Source organism: Arthrobacter sp. CG_A4, from assembly GCF_035985125.1.
GTDB lineage: Bacteria > Actinomycetota > Actinomycetes > Actinomycetales > Micrococcaceae > Arthrobacter.
In genome coordinates, this window is the sequence record NZ_JAXCID010000006.1 from 47,606 (window position 1) to 63,666 (window position 16,061).

18 protein-coding genes and 2 tRNA genes are annotated in these 16,061 nt (G+C 68.2%); 5 read left to right on the forward strand and 15 right to left on the reverse strand.

Features of this window, described 5'->3' with window-relative positions; all coding sequences use genetic code 11:
* Positions 1–9: 9 nt before the first annotated feature.
* The 7 genes from RCH07_RS04145 to RCH07_RS04175 form a co-directional block, all read right to left on the reverse strand.
* On the reverse strand, positions 10–999 hold the full coding sequence (locus tag RCH07_RS04145) for a methylenetetrahydrofolate reductase (RefSeq protein ID WP_326966210.1): 990 nt from the start codon (positions 997–999) through the stop codon (positions 10–12).
* A gap of 352 nt (positions 1,000–1,351) precedes the next feature.
* Entirely contained in the window at positions 1,352–2,113 is a 762-nt protein-coding gene (locus RCH07_RS04150; RefSeq protein ID WP_326966211.1) for a hypothetical protein, read from the reverse strand.
* Positions 2,110–3,207 (reverse strand): vWA domain-containing protein, encoded by a 1,098-nt coding sequence (locus RCH07_RS04155; protein ID WP_326966212.1) that lies wholly within the window; start codon positions 3,205–3,207, stop codon positions 2,110–2,112. The genes RCH07_RS04150 and RCH07_RS04155 overlap by 4 nt, the downstream gene beginning before the upstream one ends.
* Positions 3,204–4,238, reverse strand: coding sequence for a vWA domain-containing protein (locus RCH07_RS04160; RefSeq protein WP_326966213.1), 1,035 nt, complete (start codon positions 4,236–4,238; stop codon positions 3,204–3,206). Before RCH07_RS04160 ends, RCH07_RS04155 begins: the two co-directional genes overlap by 4 nt.
* Entirely contained in the window at positions 4,229–4,759 is a 531-nt protein-coding gene (locus RCH07_RS04165) for a hypothetical protein (RefSeq protein ID WP_326966214.1), read from the reverse strand. The genes RCH07_RS04160 and RCH07_RS04165 overlap by 10 nt, the downstream gene beginning before the upstream one ends.
* Positions 4,749–5,630, reverse strand: a complete 882-nt coding sequence (locus tag RCH07_RS04170) for a DUF58 domain-containing protein (protein ID WP_326966215.1) — start codon at positions 5,628–5,630, stop codon at positions 4,749–4,751. Before RCH07_RS04170 ends, RCH07_RS04165 begins: the two co-directional genes overlap by 11 nt.
* Before the next feature lie 2 nt (positions 5,631–5,632).
* Positions 5,633–6,628, reverse strand: a complete 996-nt coding sequence (locus RCH07_RS04175) for an AAA family ATPase (RefSeq protein WP_326966277.1) — start codon at positions 6,626–6,628, stop codon at positions 5,633–5,635.
* A 150-nt stretch (positions 6,629–6,778) separates the two neighbouring features.
* Here RCH07_RS04175 and RCH07_RS04180 point away from each other — a divergent pair, with 150 nt between their 5' ends.
* Positions 6,779–6,976, forward strand: coding sequence for a hypothetical protein (locus RCH07_RS04180; protein WP_326966216.1), 198 nt, complete (start codon positions 6,779–6,781; stop codon positions 6,974–6,976).
* 70 nt (positions 6,977–7,046) lie between these two features.
* Here RCH07_RS04180 and RCH07_RS04185 read toward each other — a convergent pair whose 3' ends face one another.
* The 3 genes from RCH07_RS04185 to RCH07_RS04195 form a co-directional block, all read right to left on the reverse strand.
* Complete coding sequence (locus RCH07_RS04185) at positions 7,047–8,300, reverse strand: ROK family protein (RefSeq protein WP_326966217.1); 1,254 nt, start codon at positions 8,298–8,300, stop codon at positions 7,047–7,049.
* 81 nt (positions 8,301–8,381) lie between these two features.
* A complete protein-coding gene (locus tag RCH07_RS04190) occupies positions 8,382–9,596 on the reverse strand; it encodes a class I SAM-dependent methyltransferase (RefSeq protein WP_326966218.1) in 1,215 nt (404 codons plus the stop codon).
* Between the two features lie 68 nt (positions 9,597–9,664).
* Entirely contained in the window at positions 9,665–10,018 is a 354-nt protein-coding gene (locus tag RCH07_RS04195) for a zinc ribbon domain-containing protein YjdM (RefSeq protein WP_326966219.1), read from the reverse strand.
* 86 nt (positions 10,019–10,104) lie between these two features.
* Between RCH07_RS04195 and RCH07_RS04200 the strand changes: the two genes are divergently transcribed.
* Positions 10,105–10,611 (forward strand): DoxX family protein, encoded by a 507-nt coding sequence (locus RCH07_RS04200; protein WP_326966220.1) that lies wholly within the window; start codon positions 10,105–10,107, stop codon positions 10,609–10,611.
* 30 nt (positions 10,612–10,641) lie between these two features.
* On the opposite strand, the gene RCH07_RS04205 is transcribed toward RCH07_RS04200, so the two are convergent.
* Positions 10,642–10,714: transfer RNA gene (locus RCH07_RS04205), tRNA-Ala, on the reverse strand.
* On the opposite strand from RCH07_RS04205, the gene RCH07_RS04210 reads away from it, so the two are divergent.
* Together RCH07_RS04210 and RCH07_RS04215 are read left to right on the forward strand one after the other, a co-directional pair.
* A complete protein-coding gene (locus RCH07_RS04210) occupies positions 10,682–10,903 on the forward strand; it encodes a hypothetical protein (protein ID WP_326966221.1) in 222 nt (73 codons plus the stop codon). The two genes, RCH07_RS04205 and RCH07_RS04210, sit on opposite strands and share 33 nt — an antisense overlap.
* Positions 10,900–11,478, forward strand: coding sequence for a GNAT family N-acetyltransferase (locus tag RCH07_RS04215; protein WP_326966222.1), 579 nt, complete (start codon positions 10,900–10,902; stop codon positions 11,476–11,478). Before RCH07_RS04210 ends, RCH07_RS04215 begins: the two co-directional genes overlap by 4 nt.
* A gap of 224 nt (positions 11,479–11,702) precedes the next feature.
* On the opposite strand, the gene RCH07_RS04220 is transcribed toward RCH07_RS04215, so the two are convergent.
* On the reverse strand, positions 11,703–12,674 hold the full coding sequence (locus tag RCH07_RS04220) for a helix-turn-helix transcriptional regulator (protein WP_326966223.1): 972 nt from the start codon (positions 12,672–12,674) through the stop codon (positions 11,703–11,705).
* Positions 12,675–12,736: 62 nt separating this feature from the next.
* Here RCH07_RS04220 and RCH07_RS04225 point away from each other — a divergent pair, with 62 nt between their 5' ends.
* Positions 12,737–13,918 (forward strand): epoxide hydrolase family protein, encoded by a 1,182-nt coding sequence (locus RCH07_RS04225; protein WP_326966224.1) that lies wholly within the window; start codon positions 12,737–12,739, stop codon positions 13,916–13,918.
* A 92-nt stretch (positions 13,919–14,010) separates the two neighbouring features.
* Here the strand turns inward: RCH07_RS04225 and RCH07_RS04230 are convergent.
* The 3 genes from RCH07_RS04230 to RCH07_RS04240 all read right to left on the reverse strand — a co-directional run bounded on the left by RCH07_RS04230 (position 14,011) and on the right by RCH07_RS04240 (position 16,056).
* Positions 14,011–14,083, reverse strand: a tRNA-Ala gene (locus RCH07_RS04230).
* A 151-nt stretch (positions 14,084–14,234) separates the two neighbouring features.
* Entirely contained in the window at positions 14,235–14,636 is a 402-nt protein-coding gene (rsfS, locus tag RCH07_RS04235) for a ribosome silencing factor (RefSeq protein ID WP_326966225.1), read from the reverse strand.
* Between the two features lie 103 nt (positions 14,637–14,739).
* Complete coding sequence (locus RCH07_RS04240) at positions 14,740–16,056, reverse strand: hypothetical protein (RefSeq protein WP_326966226.1); 1,317 nt, start codon at positions 16,054–16,056, stop codon at positions 14,740–14,742.
* Between the last annotated feature and the right edge of the window lie 5 nt (positions 16,057–16,061).

Here is a 16,061-nt window from a genome sequence, read left to right on the forward strand (position 1 = left end):
CTGGTGCGGTCAGCTGGCGAGCTGGCGGCGGCCGGCATTGCGCTGCTGGCCACCGTGCCGGTTGCCCCTGTGCCGGTTGCCGCTGCGCGGACGGGGCAGCGCGAGCCTGTCCAGCACTTCGAGGGCGGCCGTGTGTTCGTTGAACGTGTAGAGGTGCAGGCCCGGGGCGCCGGCGTCGAGTGCCGCATTAGCGAGGTCGACGGTGGCACTGACCCCGATCCGGGTCCGTTCGGCGTCAGTATCGGCTGCGGCGAGCCGTTCGATCACGTGCGGGTCCGGTTCGACGCCGGTCAGCTCGGCCAGGCGGGTGAGCCGGCGGATGCTGGTCAGCGGCATTACGCCGGGAATGATCGGGATGGTGACGCCGGCCCGGCGCGCCCGGGCCAGCAGGTCCGCGTACTGCTCGGTGTGGAAGAAGACCTGGGTGATGGCGAAGTCGGCGCCGGAGCGCTGTTTGGCGAGCAGCACCTCGACGTCGTGCGCCTCGCTCGGGGATTCCGGGTGCCGGGTGGGGTAGGCGGCGACGCCGACGGCCACTTTTCCGGCGCACAGCAGCGCCGACCGGCGCTGTTCCACGCGCCGGATGAGCTCGATCAGGTCCTGGGCGTAGCGCAGCGATCCCTCGGGAGGGATAACGCCGTCCCTGGGCTGGTCGCCGCGCAGGGCCAGGATGCCGCGAACGCCGACGTCGAGCAGTTCGCCGATGATGTCCGCGAGTTCCTGCGGGGAGTTTCCCACGCATGTCAGGTGGGCCAGCGGCCGGAGCGTGGTTTCCTGCACGAGCCGGTTGATGAGCTCGACGGCGGTGTTCCGGTTGGAGCCGCTGGCGCCGTAGGTCACGGAAACGTAGTCCGGGTCCGTGGTTTCCAGTTCGCCGATGGTGGCCCAGAGCGATTCCGCAGCCGCGGGCGACCGCGGCGGGAACAGTTCATAGGACAGGGCCACGGGGGCCGCGCCGGCAAGATTCGGATGGGTGTCAATAAGGCTTGGTGGAGACATTTGCGTCCTTGGCTGTGAACACTGACGGCTTTGCCCGGAAGACGGGGGCCGTCGGTGAATTGAGGTGGGGAACACGGTGAAACTTCGGCAGGACGCAGCCGCGACTGTTACGCCTGATACGAAGTTGTCCGTGAGCAAATGTCAGGCCCACATGGGGGCACCCACACCCTCCTGGGCCGCCCGTGAAATGTTCCAGGGGCTGGCCTTCAGCGGAGGATCGCTGACACGTTACCGGGGTAACTTGTATTGAACTCTAGGACACGGCGGCGGGGACGTTCAAGTCCGCCGCCGAATTAAGACGCACCTTTACGGCATATTTCGGGGTGGGGCAGAATATTCTTCGCCGGGGAAGTCACCAGGGCCTGTCCGTGAACGGGCCGGGGCTGCTGCCGTTGAGATACTCCTCCCGCTGCAGGCCGCGGTTTCGCTCCTGCTGGGCGGACTCTCCGGACTCCCTGAGCTGTTCAAGCTGCGTCTCGGGAGAGCCCCCCGGGTCCGCGGCGCCGTCGTCTTCCGGTCCGGGTTTTGTGCCGGGATCGACGGATTCCGGCTGGCCGCGCAGCCGCTCGATTTTCTCCTCCAGCCGCTGCCCGGCGGTCTGCAGCTTATCCCCCGCCCCGCCGTCGGCCCTGTCGGCGTCGACGCCAGAGCAGCCGGGCGGCGCGGCCCTGACCACTGCCAGGGCCTCCTCCAGCAGTCGGACGCCGTCGTCAGTGCCGTCAGTGCCGGCGCTGGCGGCACCTGCGGCGCTGGCGGCATCGCCGAGCCGCTCGATACTGAGGGAAAGGTTCACCCGTACCCGGCATTCATCCTCCGGCGGGGCGCCGTCCAGGGCCGCCTCGAAGGCGGTGCGTGCACCGGCGTAGTCGCCCCGGAGCGCCAGGGCGTCACCCGCGGCAAAGGGTGCCTTGTGCGGCTCCAGGATGTTCGCGAAGGCCAGGGCGGAGGCGGCGGACCCGGCGGCGGGTGCGTCATTGCGGGCGAAGGCCGCTGCGGCCTGCCCGCCGAACCACGCCGCGGCCAGCAGTTTGGCGGCCAGGGCGAGCGCCAGCAGCACGGGCAGTGCGGACCAGAGCAGCAGCCGACGGCGCCGGTTGGCGGGCCGGCCGCTCAAGTGTTCAGCCCTTTGGCCGCAGCCGGTGCCGTGCCCGGAGATGCACTGCGGACCGGCCGCAGCTCCCGGAGCTGGCGGAACACCAGCAGGGTTTCGCGCAGCGCCAGCAGGAAGGCGGCGAGCGCGGGAAGCCAATACAGCTCGGTCCTGCCCTCGAGCGGCTCCCCCGTGCGTTCCAGCGTGCCGGGCATGGCCTTTTGCAGCATCGGGGCGGCGGAATCGCCGGCGGCCCGGTGGACGTAGGGCACGGAGAGCCCGCGGGCGATGTCCCGCAGCATCTCCTCGTCGATCCGCGAAACCGCGGCCTGGCTGCGGCTGCCGGGGGCCCCTCCGCCGGGGCCCCCGGCGCCGGGGTCCTGGATGTAGTCCACGGCGGGCCGGGCCGGGTCGCCGCTGTTCTCTTTCATCCTTCCGCCTGCCGCAGTGCCGTAGCCCAGCACGGCGCCGCCGCTCACCAGCGGGGCGTCCAGCCCCATCGCCTGGGGTGCCGTGGCGCTGGTCTGTTCGCCGTCGCCGAAGTAGAACACCAGGCGGGGCCGGTCCGGGTGGCTGTCGCGGGCCGCCGCGAGCCGTTGGGTCAGCACAGTGCGGGCCGCGGTGACGCTGCTGCCCTTGGAGTAGGAGGTGATCTGGGGGCCCAGCACGGACACCGCGGTGTCCAGCGCGGAGGCGTCCGCTGTCAGGGGCATCCGCACCACTGACTCTGAGTCGAAACTGATGAGCGAGTAGCGGGCGCCGGCCAGCTCCTCGGCGATGGTCCGGATGTCCCGGCGGACGCCGTCGAACCGCGTACCGCCGTCGCCCTGCTGCCCGGCCGGGGAAAAGTCCTCGGCAACGATGCTGCTGCTCGTGTCCACCACAAAGAACACATTCAGCCCGCTGGCGGCCGCCGGCACGGCACCGCCCGGGACCCCGGGACGGGCTGTGGCCAGAAGAAGCAGGAGCACCAGACTGCCACGAAAGAGCCAGCCGCGGAGCTCCCCCGAAGGCGCGAGCTGCTGCCGGGAACGGAACAGGACCCGGCAGATGCCCAGAACAATGCCGGCGGCCAGCGCGGCCATGAGCCACCACGGCAGCACGGGGTTGAACGTCATCGCGTCAGCCGCCAGGACGCGCCGGCCAGGACCAGGCCCGCGAACAGTGCCACAAGAAGCGGCGCCTCGGCGCGGTCTGAGACCACGGCCCGGGGCGCCCCCCGGAGTGCCGCGGCCTGGCCCAACTCGATCCCCGCGACGATGCCGGGCACCGCCCCGGGGCTGTCGAGGGCGTAGTAAGCGCCGCCGGAACCCTCCGCCACCGCGCGCAGCGAGGCGCCCGGCTGCCGCGGTTCCGTGGCTGCGTCGGCGCCGTAACCGGTGCCGTCGCCGAAGTCGTAGTCGCCGGGGTTGAGGGCGTAGACCGCTACGTTCCGGTCCTTCGCCAGGCTGCCGGCCGCCGCCAGGGTGAGGATGGGCGTGCCGGCGAGGAAGTTGTCCGTGGCCAGGATGACCGAGCGGGCGCGTTCCCCCGTTCCCGTCGTGGCGTTGACGGCATTGGCGGTGGGGAAGCCCTGGACGCAGGACGCCAGCCCGTCGCCGATCAGGGAGGAGCCCTCGCCGTTCCAGGTCCCGTCGAGGAAACTGCGGCTGCCGGCACCTTCGAAGGCCTCTTTCGCCTGCCGCAGCTGCTCCTGGACATAGTCGTAGTCGTCGGTCAGGGGAAAGACCTGCACCGCACTGCTGTCGAAGACCGTGAGGCCGATGCGCTCGCCGTCGAACTCCTTCGCGAGCCGGCCGAAGACCTCCGCGACGGCGGCGTCGGCACCGGTCATGGACCCGGAGGCGTCCAGGCAGAGGATGATGTCCCGTTTGTGCTGTTCGGGGCGGACGGTGCTGCGCTCGGCAGGCCGGGCCGCGGCCACGACGGCGGCAACCGCCAGCACGACGCCCGCTGCTGCGATGACCCTCAGTCCGTTGCGGTGCCGCCTCAGGGCCGCCTGGTACTCGGGCAGCGCCGTGAGACGGTCGCTGTGCGCGACCGGCCGGCGTCGGGCCTCCAGCGGACGGGACCGTCGGTTCGCCAGGTACCAAGCTGCGACGGCAGTGACCAGGGCAGCGGGCAGGATCCACCAGAAGGTCAGTTCCATGACCGGATCACCTCCCGCGCGGTCTCGGCCGCTTCCGGGACAGCGGAAGCCTGGCAGGCCGAGCCTTGCACAGCAAAGCCTGGCACAGCACAGCCCGGCGCGGCCGCGAATTCTGCCGGGTAGAACCGGCCGATGGCCTCCGCCACGGCGGGTAGGTTCCCGCCGTGCGGGTCCACGGACCGGAGGTCGGCAAGCGTCATGCGCGGAGCGTCCACCCCCGAGACATCCCGGGTGAAGCTGCGGATCAGCAGGCTCAGCTCCTGGTGGGCGGCGCGGGCAGAGCGCGCGCCAGCCTGGGCCTCCCGGGCGACCGAATCGATCCGCCGCAGGTAGTCCTGTTGGAGCCCGGAGATGTCCGACGGCGGTGTGAACCGCGTCGCTTCTTGCACCCCCGGCCCGGTCCGGCGGCGGGTGCTCAGGACGACGTAGGCGTACCAGACCGCCACGAGGACCAGGAGGCCCAGGGCGGCCCAGGGGAACCACCCGCTGTAGCCGAGGGGCCCGTAGAAGCTACCGTCCACGGCGGTGCCGTTCCAGGAGCGAAAAGACCGCGGGGACCACGTCGTGGCTGCCTCCGGCGTCGGCTTCGGCGATGCCCAGCCGGCGCAGCAGGGACAGCCGTGCGGCGTCGCGTTCGTCCCTGGCCCGCGTGTAGGCGCCGGCCAGCGAGGCGGACGCGGCGAGGCGGCCCGGCAGCAGTCCGGAAGTTGCCACGTCGATGGCGTCCCCGGCCCGCGCCCCCGCCCCTGCCAGTTCCGCGTCCCGGACGGTGAACCATAGAATCTCGTGCTGGGCCCGCAGCCGGCGGAGCAGCCGTTCCGTCTCCGCACCGGGCAGCCCTTCATCGACGACAACCAGGAGCAGCATCCGCTGCGCGTAGTTCCGGGCAACGAAGTCCAGCTGGGTTTCGATCCGGCTCGGCGCGGAACACAGGGAGGTACCGTCATGGACTGCCCGCAGCAGCCGCTCGAGGTGCGCTTCGCCCGTCTTGGCCGGCAGCGTCCGGGAATCGCCGGCGTCGCCACTGACCAGTCCGACGGCGTCGCCGTGGCGGTGGGCAAGGTACCCGACGACGCCGAGGACCATCACGGCGACGTCCTTCTTCTCCTCGCCGTCGCGGGATTCGGCGGCCATGTTGCGCCCGGTATCGGTGACGAGGAGGACGGTCTGCCGGCGGACGGCGAGGTAATGGCGGACCAGCGGTGAGCCGTGGCGGGCCGTGGCTTTCCAATCGATGTCGCGGACCTCATCGCCGGGCACGTAGGCGCGCAGGTCATCGAAGTCGAGGCTGCGGCCCTTGAAGACGGAGCCATATTCGCCTTCGAGCAGGCCGCGGGCCCTGCGGTGCGCGAAGATCGACATCTGCGACTTCACGCGGCGGAGGAGAGCCATCTCTAAGGAGTCTGGACGGCGGCGACGATGGCGTCGATCACGGTTTCCACCGGCACCTGCTCGGCAACCGCCTCGAAGCCCAGGATCAGCCGGTGCCGGAGGACTCGGTGCGCGAGCGATTTCACGTCCTCCGGGATGACATGGTCCCGTCCGTGGAGCAGGGCTACGGCGCGGGCGGCCTGGCTGAAGGCGATGCTGGCCCGCGGGCTGGCACCGAACTCGATGAAACCGGCAAGCCGCGCATCGATGTATTGGCCGGCGTTGCGGGTGACGAAGGCCAGGCCCACGATGTACCGGACAATGGCCGGATCGATGTACACCCGGCGGACGGTTTCCTGCAGCTCCGAGACGGCATCGAGGGAGGCGGCGGCCGCCGGCTTCTGCTCCGGACTGAAGACACCGGCGTCGATCCGGCGGATGATCTCGGCCTCTTCGGCGGGGGTGGGGTAGTCCAGCACATCCTTGAGCATAAAACGGTCCATCTGGGCCTCGGGCAGCAGGTAGGTGCCTTCCTGCTCGATGGGATTCTGGGTGGCCAGCACCAGGAATGGGGCAGGCAGCGGGTGCACCTGTCCCCCGATGGAGGTCTGGCGCTCCTGCATGGCCTCGAGCATGGCGCTCTGGGTTTTGGCGCTGGAGCGGTTGATTTCATCCAGCAGGACGATGTTGGCGTGCACCGGGCCGAGCCGGGTGACAAAGGTGCCCTGGCCGGCGTCGTAGATCTGGGTTCCGACAATGTCGCTGGGCAGCAGGTCAGGCGTGCACTGGATCCGGCGGAAGTCGGCGCTGATCGCCTCGGCCACGGTCCGGGCGGCCGTGGTCTTCGCCAGGCCCGGCACGCTTTCGAGCAGGATGTGCCCGCCGGTCATGAGCCCCACGAGCAGGGATTCGCGGAGCCTGCCCTGGCCCACCACCTTGGCCTCGAAGCTGCGGGAAATCGCGGCCAGAATCTGCTGCGCCCGGGCCAGTTCCGCCGGTTCGATCCGGCCGGCGGCCATAGTCTGAAGCACGTTGAGGTCCCCCTGGTAGCTAGTCTGGTCCGGCGGCGGCAGCTGCCGCACCACCGGCCATCCTATCCAAGCCCGTGCCCATGGATCCGGCAATGGGGACCCCTCCCCATCGCGCCTGCGCAGGACTATCCTGTTGCCATGATCCAGCTTCCAGCCAGTTACCAGGAGTACCTCGCCGGCAAGAGCGAGAGTTTCGTCAACACGGTCCGGCCCGTACTCATGCAGTCCGCGGCGGACAAGGCGCACGGCGTCAGGATTCTCGTGCTTCCGCACGGCCATCAGGCGCACCTCGACGACAATATCCCCTTCGGCACCGTCATCGAGGATATCGACTGAGCGTCGCATCGATGGGGGCCGACCGGAGCCCGGCGGCACGTCGCCGGGCGCGGACCAGCGGCCCGGCCGGCTAGCCCTCCAGCAGGAGGCGCTGCGAGCGGGGCGCCAGCATGTGCTCCAGGACAAGGCAGGCTGCTCCGATGGCTCCCACATCTTCGCCGACGCCGGTGCCCACCACCTCGATTTCGTGGATCTTCCGGGTGGCGCTGCTTTCCCTGACCAGATCCGGGATCCGGGCCAAGTAGCGGTCCGCGAGGCAGGTCCAAAAAGGGCCGCCGAAAACCACCCGGTCCACGTCCAGGGCGTTGGTGATGGTCGAGACGGCCCGGGCGACAAGCACGGCAGAGCGGTCGATGATGTCGGCGGCGCGCTGGTCCCCTGCGGTGGCCGCGGCGCACAGCGCATCGAAGCTTTCCTGGATCGCAGGGCCGTTGGCGGCCTGGTGGGAGGCGGCCAGCACACCGGCCTCGACGGCCTGGGCCACCAGCACCTGCGGGATGCAGGAGGATTTCACGCAGCCGCGCAGCCCGCAGTCACAGGGGTCCCCGTCCGGGTCAACCATGATGTGGCCGATTTCGCCGGCGTTCCCGGAGGTGCCGCGGACCACTTCGTCGTTGAGGACGATCCCGCAGCCGATCCCGGTTCCCATGTACATGAAGATGAAGCTGCCCGCGCCGCTGGGGCCGCCGGCCCAGGTTTCGGCCACCGCCGCGCTGGTCACGTCCTTATCCACAATGGTGGACAGCCCGGTGGCTTCCGCCAGGGCATCGCGCAGCGGGACCCGGTCCCAGCCGAGCAGGAGCGGAGGGTCAACGACCGTGCCTTCGTTGAGGTCGATGGGGCCGGGCGAGGCGATACCCAGTCCGGCGATCCTGGACGGGTCCACACCGGAGTCTGAGATGAGCTGCTTGATCTCGCCGGCGATGGTGTTGATGACGGCCTTGGAATCGGTGCCGGCTGGAGTCTTAATCCTGGAGTGTTTGACCACGGCGCCCAGGAGGTCCAGCACCACGAAGGTGGTCAAAGCGGGGTCCAGGTGAACGCCCACGGCAGACATTCCGGCGGCATTGAGCCGGAGAATGGTCCGCGGCTTGCCGGGCCCGGTGCCCGCCTTGCCAGCCTCGTAGATCAGGTTCTGGTCGAGCAGGCGGCGGGTGATGTTGGAGATCGTCTGCGGGGACAGGCCGACGATCTTAGCCAGCTCCACCCGGCTCAGTCCGGCCCGGGAGCGCCGGATGGCATCGACGATGACCGTAAGGTTGAAATCGCCCATCCGGGGCAGATTGGTTCCGCGCCTCGGCGAGGGCTGACGGATCTCAGACACTGGTACCCCTAAACATCTTGGCCAAGCACTGCTTATGTGAGAATGCTAGCTCACGCGCCGGGAGCCGCCCACAACCCTGCTTCATACGTCCGCAGATTTACGGATACTCGCCGTCACGGTGAATTTCGGGTTCCGGCCGATCTCCCGGGTGGGGCCTATCAGCCGCTCCAGCACCGGCCGGTAGTGCAGGTGGCTGTTGAACACCGTCCAAAGTTCCCCGCCCGGAGCGAGGACCCGCCCCGCAGCTTCTATCAGCTTGATGCCCGCCCCGGCATGGACCGCGGCCCCCACATGGAAGGGCGGATTCAGCAGGATCAGCTGGGCGCTGTCCGCCGGCAGCGAGTCCATGGCGTCGTCCTGCCGGACTTCGACCCGGTCCTGGAGCCCGTTGGCCAGGGCGGTGGCACGGGCGGAGTCGACGGCGGCCGCGGACTGGTCCGTGGCCGTGACCCTGGCCGCCGGGTGGGTGCGGGCATACATGGCCGCGAGGATCCCGGTGCCGCACCCCAGATCGACGGCATGGGCCGCAGCTGGCATCTGCGGGAGGAAGTCCAGGAGGAAGCGGGTTCCCAGGTCCAGTCCCGTTCCGGCAAAGACGGCCCCGCGGGCATAGACCGTCAGGCCCAGCTCGGCGTTGTCCGCGGAGAGCGGGAACCGCGGGGCCGCAATGGCCGGTTTGGGGCTGCTGGCCAGCAGGATCCGGGACTTCTGCCGGGCGAGCTGCGGCCGGACCTCGCCGAAGAAGCGCTCCAGTACGGCATTCATGCCCAGGCTCATGTGTTTGACCCGCCCGCCGGCGAGGAGTACGACGTCGGGCGCGGCGTGGCGGGCCACGGCGTCGGCGATTTCTTCCAGTTCGGCGAGGGACTTGGGCAGCTGGAGGAGCACCACGGTGGCCCCGGCCAGGAGCCCGGCGCCGAGCGGGAGCTGTTCAAAGCCGCCGGTGACGCCCAGCGTCCCGGCGTTGTGGCGAAGGGCGCGTTCTCCCGTGATGAGGTCCTGGTGGACGCGGACCGGGCCGGCAAAAAGGCCGGCAACGGGGGCGGCATCCGGGCCAAGAACGCCAAGTGCCCCCAGCGTCAGCGCGCCGTAGCGGTCCCCCACGATGGCGAGCCTGCTGCCCGGTTCCAGGAGCCCGGGGGCCGGCATTTCGCGGGCAGTGTCCAGCAGGAGCTTGTCCGTGGCGTCCCAGGCCTGCAGGTTCGCCGCCTCCACATCCGGGAACCTCCTCAGCCGGGAGAAGAGGGATTCGAGATTGTTGTCCGCCACGCGCGAGCTGCCGCCTGTTCTGTTCATGCCAAGTGTCTGTGACCTGGAACCACCGGTGATTTCCAAGTTCTTACTGCCAACTTATCCTGCTCCGGTCAGGTCTTCTTCACCACGCTGGACTTGAGCTGCATGGGACCGACGCCGTCCACCTTGCAGTCGATGTTATGGCCGCCCACGCCGTTCACCATCCGGATGCCGCGGACCTTGGTGCCCACCTTGATCACGGTGGAGCTGCCCTTGATCCTGAGGTCTTTGATGACCGTGACGGTGTCCCCATCGGCGAGGATGTTGCCGACGGCGTCCTTGACCGGCTTCGCTTCCTGCTCTCCGCTATTCTCTGCCCCGGCCGGGGACCATTCGTGCGCGCACTCGGGGCAGACCAGGAGCGCCCCCATCTGGTAGGCGTATTCGCTGGCGCATTCGGGGCACGGGGGCAGGGTTGCATTCATGTCCCCAATATTAGTGGCGCCGGCGGGGCGAGGGACTCCTGAGCCGCCTTGCTAAGCTGATTCGATCCCAGCGAAGGCGGCGCCGCATGTCCGACAGTCCAGTTCAATCCCACGGTCCGGTCCGGACACCAGATCCGATTCCGTCCCACCCCGCGGATTCCCGGCTGCGCTCAGTGTTGCGGACCGCCGGCCGTCTGCTCCTGGGCGGGTTCCTGGTCCTGGCCGGCGTCAGCCATCTGAGCTGGAGCCGTGAGGCCTTCCGCGCCCAGGTTCCGCCCTGGCTGCCGATGGATGTGGACTTCGTGGTGGTGGCGTCCGGGCTGGTGGAAATCGCCCTGGGACTGGGTCTGATCCTGCTCTGGCGGAGGCGCGCATCCCTCGGCTGGATCGTTGCGGCCTTCTTCGTGGCGGTGTTCCCGGGAAACATCTCGCAGTTCGTCACGGCAACCGATTCCTTCGGTCTCAACTCGGACCTGAGCCGCGGGATCCGACTCCTCTTCCAGCCGCTGCTCGTGGTGTGGGCCCTGTGGGCGACGGGTGCCTGGCGGTCGTGGCGGACCCGGCGGCAGGAGAGCCGGCCGGAAAACAGCTGAGGCCCCGCTCACTGAGCAGGGCCTCTTCGGTGGAGCTGAGGGGACTCGAACCCCTGACCCCCTGCATGCCATGCAGGTGCGCTACCAGCTGCGCCACAGCCCCGAATTACTGGTGAAGAACCGGTTTCCCGGAAGCAACCAGATCAGCTTAATCCACATTGTGCGCTGGCGCGAATCGACGCGCCACGCAGTTCAGCGGCGCGGACGCACCTGCCTGCCAGCGCTCGTCAATGACCAGGCCTACCTGCCGTCGGACGTCGGTAGCGGGCGGTATGTGAGTATTGAAGAATGAAAAAGCTCAGGTCCGAACGGTTGACCCTACGCCGCTGGGAGGAGTCGGATGCTGACTTTGTTTTCGACATGTACTCTCGCTGGGAAGTGCAGCGTTTCATCGGCGGAGCGGCGGCTCCTCGTGTAATGGAGAGCCGATCGGAAGCTGAAGATCGCATAAATATTTGGCGGGCAATGGACCATCCCGTTCATGGCTCCTGGGCCATTGAAGAGCAGCATTCGGGAAGACTTATTGGCACTCTGCTGTTGAAATTTATTCCGGCATCAGGACTGGCTATCCCGCTGCAGCCGTCCTCAGACACTGAAATAGGCTGGCATCTTCATCCTGATGCGTGGGCCAACGGCTACGCTTCCGAGGCGGCGTCCGCCGTCTTGGAGTATGCCTTCGACGCGGGCCTGGGGAGAGTTATCGCGGATACCGAACCAGCTAACGCCGCATCGCAGAAAGTTTGCACCCGTATCGATATGACACACGAAGGCCTCACCTCCGCCTATTACAACGAAACTTGCGAGCTTTTCGTCTCGGCAAAAAACCGCACCGGTAGCTCCGGTCGGAGTTGTGCGGACAATTTCTGACATTCCGTGCAAGCGACATCGGAAGATAGCAGCCGGTTGGGGCGTACGCGAAGTCGGAGGGTCAATACGCGCACCCCCGACCGTATATCCACCTTTCTTGTCAAATTTGGGTCAGATCTTACGCGGGCACTCCGCACCTCGTTCGGCATTGGCGCCGCAGCTTCTTGACCTGTTCAGTGCGGAGTCGGGGAGGTCGGGCAGGTCGACGCTCCTGGATGTTCGGTTCAAGGAGTATCTCCGGGTTGCTCCGAGGCACGCGTAAGCCGGGCACCCAGGGTGGCCATTCGCTCGCGCAGTGCGGCCGGGCTGTGGACGGTGAAGTCCTCGCCGATCAGCCCGAGGTGGAGCGCCAATTCGTCTAGGGAATTGGATCCTGTGACTAACTCGCAGCGGCCGTCGTCGTGTCCTGTGATGACGCCGATGCCGGGTCCAATTCGCTCTGCCACGAGCCCCGCTGAGGCCTCGATAGTCACCCGGCACTGGTAGCGGTAGGCCCCGGTTGATACTCCCCGTGAGACGTAGGCGGCGATATCCGGTCCGGGCGCTGCCCGGGGGACGAACCGCGGACCGGTCGGAGTCCTCGGCATGAACCGGTCCAAGCGAAAGGTCCGCCAGTCCAGCCGGCCCAGATCCCACGCCACGAGGTACCAGCGGCGGCCGGAGTGAACAATGCGGTGGGGTTCAAGCACACGCCGGGCCGGAGCGCCGTCGTGGTTCCGATAGTCAGCGCGCAGTTGCTGGTGGTCACGGATAGCAGCGGCCACGGCTACAAGCACGTCAACGTCGACGACGGTTCCGGAACCCGTCATCGGAACAATCGCAGCGTTGAGTGTCTGCACCCGGTGCCGCAGCCTGGACGGCAGGAACTGTTCGAGTTTGGCCAATGCGCGGACTGCGGTTTCATCTATGCCGGCCAGTCCGCTGACGGTGGCGCCTCGCAGTCCCACCGCCACCGCCACCGCCTCGTCATCATCGAGCAGCAGCGGTGGAAGCGCCGCACCGATTCCAAGCCGGTAACCGCCACCTGTTCCGGGCCGGGCCTCCACCGGATACCCCAGCAACCGCAACCGCGCCATGTCGCGGCGAACGGTACGCTCAGTGATCTCCAGCCGCGCGGACAGCTCGACGGCGGACCAGTCCCTGTGGGTCTGCAGTAGGGAGAGCAACTGCAGCAGCCGGGCGGAGGTTTCCAACATTCTTCAGATTCTGTCACTAGTTCCGGACCATAGCTGTCCGGAACTACGGGCAGGCTCCTTCCATGACGAACGCGCAGAGCATCCACCCTTTCCGTATCGAGGTTCCGCAGTCTGAGCTTGAAGACCTGGCCCAGCGGCTGTCCCGGACCCGGTTTCCGGCTCCGCTGCCCGGCGACGGGTGGGACACCGGAGTTCCGGTGGCCTATCTGCGCGAGCTGGTGCACTACTGGTCAACGGGGTACGACTGGCGCGCCCAGGAATCCACACTGAACCGGCACCCGCAGTTCACCACTGAAATCTTCGGACAGAACATCCACTTCCTGCATGTGCGCTCCCCCGAACCGGACGCCATGCCGCTGCTGCTCACGCACGGGTGGCCGGGATCCTTCGTGGAGTTCCTGGACGTGATCGGCCCGCTCACCAATCCGGTCGCTCATGGCGGCAACGCAGCGGACGCGTTCCACTTGGTGATTCCCAGCCTGCCGGGCTTTGGCTTCTCCGCACCCGTCACCGACGCCGGCTGGAACACCACCCGCATCGCCGCGGCCTGGACCGAGCTGATGCAGCGCCTGGACTACGAACGGTTCGGGGTTCAGGGTGGAGACATCGGCGCGGGCGTCTCCGCCGCAATAGCGCGGCTCGCACCCGGGCGGGTCACCGGCGTCCACGTCAACGGCAGCCTCGGCACGCCCCTGCACGGCCCCGACCAAGCCGAACAGGAAACCCTCACAGACCTCGAACGCGACCGGGTGGCCCGGGTGGAGGCCTTCATGGCCGAGGAATTCGGTTACATCTCCATCCAGTCCACCCGGCCCCAGACGCTCGCCACAGCCCTCACTGATTCCCCGGTCGGACAGCTGGCGTGGATCGTGGACAAGTTCCGCGAATGGTCCCACCCCCGCACCACACTGCCCGATCTGGTCATCGGCCGCGACCGGCTGCTGACCAACGTCATGATCTACTGGCTCACCGCGACGGCCGGCTCCTCCGCCTACGTGGGCTACGCCCAAGCATCCGCGTGGGGCGAACCCAAGGAGCCCTCCGGAGTGCCGACCGGCGTGATCATGTTCGCCCACGACGTCGGCATCCGCCGTTACGCCGAAACTGAAAACACCATCACCCGCTGGACCGACGTCGAGGACCGCGGCGGACACTTCGCCGCCCTGGAGGAGCCGGAACTGCTCACCGGGGACATCCGCGCCTTCTTCCACGCGCTGCGCCAGCAGCCCGGCCAGATACCGTGACCGCGGCGCGGTGGAGCCGGCTATGGTCGCCAGCTAACGAAATAGGCACAAAAAAATCCGCCGGAATCTTTCGATTCCAGCGGATCATTCGGTGGAGCTGAGGGGACTCGAACCCCTGACCCCCTGCATGCCATGCAGGTGCGCTACCAGCTGCGCCACAGCCCCGAATTTTGGTTGCCCCGACTCCGTCAGCTTACGCTTCCGGCTCCGTCTCTTGGTCCGGATCTCTCCGAAGCAACTCAAATATCTTAGAACAGCCTTTCGGAAAATTCCAAATCGGGCATATTCGGGCTTCAGGCCCGGCCGCTCCCGTCTGCTACTCGGTTTCGGAGGCCACGGGAGCCTTGGCCGAGCTGTCGTCGCCCAGTTGCAGGTCGACGACGGGGCAGTCCTTCCAGAGCCGCTCAAGGGCGTAGAATACGCGGTCTTCCTCGTGCTGGACGTGGATGACAATGTCGCCGTAGTCCAGCAGGACCCAGCGGCCGCCGGAGCGTCCCTCGCGGCGGATCGGCTTGAGGTCGAACTTGGAAAGTTCGTCTTCGATGCCGTCCACGATGCCGTTGACCTGGCGTTCGGACGGTGCCGAGGCGATCAGGAAGATGTCGGCCAGGGCCAGACGCTCGCTGACGTCCATGGCCATAATGTCCTCGGCGAGTTTCTCCGCGGCAGCTCGGGCTGCATGTCGGGCTGTGGCGATGGCTGATTCTGTTGCAGTCACGGGACTCCTTATTGGGGTGAAAAGCTGTGGTGTTGAATTCTGCGGGGTTGAAAGGACGGGCTAAGGGGCCCCGGCGGAAGAACCGGTGCAGAAGCCTGCGGGGTTATCGGCCTAGGCCGGTGATGATCAGGGTGATGCCGGCAACGAGCGCCAGCACACCCAGGGTCAGCACGCCCAGCTGCAGCAACCGGAGGCGCCGGGCCCGGCCGAGGCCGGCAGTGGCCGCATCCAGCGGATCGAGTCCATAGGCCGAATTCGCCGCCACCGGCGGCCGGCCCTCCAACTCGTCGTCGGGCCGGTTCACCGCGGGGGCTCCCGCGGTCTGCTGCGACGGTGCCGGAGTCCCGGGCGCTGCCCTGGCGGCCGCCTCGGCGCGGGCGAGCACTCCGGCCCGGCCCGCCTCAGGTCCCGGGCCGTGCTCTCGGGAGGAACCGGGACGGCGGTTCCCAGATTTCCGGGGTTTCTCCACCCGGGGACCCGAGTTGGTGACCACCGGAACGTAGGACGTGGCCGGGCGCTTCATGACGGGCCGCTCCACGCCGGGAACCTGGACGAACTCCAGGGGTGTCACCATCGCCAGGTTGTTGGCGGTGGTGGGATCGTTCCGCGCTGGCTCCGGCTGACTGTTCTGGTCGGCGAGCTTCTGCTTGGCGGCGGCCCTGCGGTTCAGCACGGCAGCCCGCTCGGCCAGGGCAATCTGCTCGGCCAGTACGGCAGGATCGACGGCGTCGGGATCCGCTGCGTTGATGTGCTCGATTTTGGCCAGCTGGTTCTGGGCCTGCCGGGCGAGGAGCTCACGCGCGGCCAGGGCCTGTTCCACGGTCATACCCTCGGGACCCTTGCCGCCGGGACCGGGGGCACCGGTGTCCCGGTTTGCGGCCTTCGTGCCCTTGGGCACCGCCGGCTGCTCTCCCGACGTAGCGCCCGGCTGGGGCCCGCCCGGCTGGGGCCCGTCCGGCTGGGGCACAACGGGCGTGGCCCGGGTCCGCGGCGAGGTGGGGACAATCAGGTTGGCCGACGTCGCGGGGGCTGTTTCGGCGGCCAGCTGTAGGAGCCGGAGCTGGCGCCGTGTGAGCGGTCCGCTGCCTGCCAGGTGGCCCTCTTTTTCGGCAAGTTCTTTGATGGTGCGCAATGCGGCGCGGTCCCGGGCGCGGACCTGGGAGGACCGTTCGGACCCCGTTCGCACGGAGTCCACGGGGCCCTCGGCCACGCGGCGGCTGCGGCCGGTGGTTTCGGCGGGGGTGGGCTCGCCGGGGTCAACCTGCGCGGCGGGCTTTGAGGCAAGCCGGTTTGAGGCAGGCGAAACCTCGCCCGGACCCCCGGGAGTATCCGGCCCGGACTCCTGGTTCGCTTCCAGGCGTTCATCTCTGGCCTGTCGCAGTTCGCGACGGCTGCGGACGGGTGGCTGTTCCTGACTCATTGCAG

Bases quoted from the DNA above. Each gene is read 5' to 3' on its own strand.
- RCH07_RS04180 (WP_326966216.1), top strand. From the start codon at position 6,779: ATGATCCAGCTTCCAGCCAGTTACCAGGAGTACCTCGCCGGCAAGAGC.
- RCH07_RS04170 (WP_326966215.1), bottom strand. From the start codon at position 5,630: ATGGCTCTCCTCCGCCGCGTGAAGTCGCAGATGTCGATCTTCGCGCAC.
- RCH07_RS04220 (WP_326966223.1), bottom strand. From the start codon at position 12,674: ATGTTGGAAACCTCCGCCCGGCTGCTGCAGTTGCTCTCCCTACTGCAG.
- RCH07_RS04215 (WP_326966222.1), top strand. From the start codon at position 10,900: ATGAAAAAGCTCAGGTCCGAACGGTTGACCCTACGCCGCTGGGAGGAG.
- RCH07_RS04175 (WP_326966277.1), bottom strand. From the start codon at position 6,628: ATGGCCGCCGGCCGGATCGAACCGGCGGAACTGGCCCGGGCGCAGCAG.
- RCH07_RS04240 (WP_326966226.1), bottom strand. From the start codon at position 16,056: ATGAGTCAGGAACAGCCACCCGTCCGCAGCCGTCGCGAACTGCGACAG.
- RCH07_RS04200 (WP_326966220.1), top strand. From the start codon at position 10,105: ATGTCCGACAGTCCAGTTCAATCCCACGGTCCGGTCCGGACACCAGAT.
- RCH07_RS04195 (WP_326966219.1), bottom strand. From the start codon at position 10,018: ATGAATGCAACCCTGCCCCCGTGCCCCGAATGCGCCAGCGAATACGCC.
- RCH07_RS04145 (WP_326966210.1), bottom strand. From the start codon at position 999: ATGTCTCCACCAAGCCTTATTGACACCCATCCGAATCTTGCCGGCGCG.
- RCH07_RS04155 (WP_326966212.1), bottom strand. From the start codon at position 3,207: ATGACGTTCAACCCCGTGCTGCCGTGGTGGCTCATGGCCGCGCTGGCC.
- RCH07_RS04210 (WP_326966221.1), top strand. From the start codon at position 10,682: ATGCAGGTGCGCTACCAGCTGCGCCACAGCCCCGAATTACTGGTGAAG.
- RCH07_RS04190 (WP_326966218.1), bottom strand. From the start codon at position 9,596: ATGAACAGAACAGGCGGCAGCTCGCGCGTGGCGGACAACAATCTCGAA.
- RCH07_RS04160 (WP_326966213.1), bottom strand. From the start codon at position 4,238: ATGGAACTGACCTTCTGGTGGATCCTGCCCGCTGCCCTGGTCACTGCC.
- RCH07_RS04225 (WP_326966224.1), top strand. From the start codon at position 12,737: ATGACGAACGCGCAGAGCATCCACCCTTTCCGTATCGAGGTTCCGCAG.